This is a genomic window from Dactylosporangium aurantiacum (assembly GCF_000716715.1).
Classification (GTDB): Bacteria; Actinomycetota; Actinomycetes; order Mycobacteriales; family Micromonosporaceae; genus Dactylosporangium; species Dactylosporangium aurantiacum.
The window spans coordinates 1-2,131 of the sequence record NZ_JNYJ01000117.1; the positions used below are offsets into that span (position 1 = coordinate 1).

At 69.7% G+C, this 2,131-nt stretch carries 1 protein-coding gene; it reads left to right on the top strand.

What is annotated here, in order from left to right; genetic code table 11:
• Window positions 1-170: 170 nt before the first annotated feature.
• Window positions 171-2,131 (top strand): ThuA domain-containing protein (locus OP18_RS50470; RefSeq protein WP_033367925.1); only part of this gene is annotated, 1,961 nt, incomplete at its 3' end.

Genomic DNA, 2,131 nt, shown 5'->3' on the forward strand with positions numbered 1-2,131 from the left:
CGGGCAAGTGCCTGGACGTGTCGGGCAACAACTCCGCGGACAGCACGATCGTGCACCTGTGGACGTGCATCAGCCCGGTGCCGGCCAACCAGAAGTGGACCCTGCCCTAACGAGGTGAACGGGCGCCCGCGCCGCCACGCGGGCGCCTCCCTCTTTGCTAAGGAGATTCCGTGCGCAGATCCCTCGCCGGTGCGGGCGCCGCCATCGCCCTCGCCGCAAGTTCCCTGATCGCCGCCAACCCGGCCGTCGCCGCCGACGCGCCCTACGACGTGCTCGTGTTCTCCGAGACCGCCGGGTTCCGCCACGACGCGATCCCCGCCGGCATCACCGCCATCCAGCAGCTCGGCGCCGCCAACAACTTCACCGTCACCGCCACCGAGGACGCCACCCGCTTCACCACCGCCAACCTCGCCCAGTACGAGGCGGTCGTCTTCCTCAACACGACCGGCGACGTGCTCAACGACACCCAGCAGGCCGCGTTCGAGTCGTACGTGCGCGGCGGCGGCGGGTACGTCGGTGTCCACGCGGCCGCCGACACCGAGTACAGCTGGCCGTTCTACGGCACGCTCGTCGGCGCGTGGTTCGCCTCGCACCCGGCGATCCAGCAGGTCAACTCGAAGACCGAGAACCGGGCCCACCCGGCCACGGCGCACCTGCCGCAGACCTGGACCCGCACCGACGAGCTGTACAACTACCAGAGCAACCCGCGCGCCGGCGCCCGCGTCCTAGCCACCCTCGACGAGTCGTCGTACTCCGGCGGCAGCATGGGCGCCGACCACCCGATCACCTGGTGCAAGACGGTCGACAGCGGCCGCTCGTTCTACACCGGGTTCGGGCACACGCAGGAGTCCTACAGCGACGGCAACTTCCGCAACGAGCTGCTCGGCGGCATCCGCTACGCGGCGAAACGCGCGCAGGCCGACTGCCGGCCGGAGAGCGGCTACACCGCCCTCTACAACGGCGCCACGACCGGCTGGTCGCAGGCCGGGCCGGGCAGCTTCACCAACAGTGACGCGACGCTGACCTCCGTCGGCGGCATGGGCCTGTTCTGGTACAGCGCGAAGCAGTACACGTCGTACTCGCTGAAGGCCGACTGGCGGCTCACCGGCGACAGCAACTCCGGCATCTTCGTCGGCTTCCCGAACCCCGGCAGCGACCCGTGGGTCGCCGTCAACCAGGGCTACGAGATCCAGATCGACGCGACCGACGCGGCCGACCGCACCACCGGCGCCATCTACACGTTCAAGTCCGCGGACATCGCGGCCCGCGACGCGGCGCTCAACCCGCCCGGCGAATGGAACACCTACGAGCTGCTCGTCGAGGGCCAGCGGATCCGGGTGTACCTGAACGGCTCGCTGATCAACGACTTCACCAACACCGACCCGAACCGCAACCTCGACGGGTACATCGGCATCCAGAACCACGGCAGCGGCGACACCGCCTCGTTCCGCAACGTCCGGATCAAGGACCTCGGCGGCACCCCGTCGACGGACGTGACCGTGCAGGCCGAGTCGTTCAGCTCCGTCAACGGCGCGCAGGCGTTCACGAAGGCCGGCGCCAACAACGGCCAGACCCTCGGCTACATCGACCCGGGCGACTGGGCCGGCTACAACAACGTGAACGTGGGCGGTGCCACGTCCTTCCGGGCGCGGGTCGTCTCCGGCGGCCCCGGCGGCCAGATCCAGATCCGCACCGGCTCGCAGACCGGCACGGTCCTGGGCACCGTCAACGTGCCGAACACCGGCAGCTGGGACACCTACGCCAACGTGACCACCACGCTCAGCGGCGTCCCGTCCGGCACCGCGAACATCTTCCTGACGTTCACCGGCACCGGCACCGGCCTGTTCGACGTCGACGACTTCACGTTCGTGAAGTCGTCGACCCCGCCGACCGGCGTCGGACCGATCAAGGGCCTCGCCGGCAAGTGCCTCGACGTGCGCAGCAGCGGCACCGCCGACGGCACGCAGATCCAGATCTACACCTGCAACGGCTCCGGCGCGCAGACCTGGACCCGCAACGGCCAGACCCTGCGGGCGCTCGGTAAGTGCCTGGACGTGTCCGGTGGTGGCTCCGCGGACGGTACGAAGATCCAGCTGTGGACGTGCAACGGGTCCGGGGCGCAGAACTGGGC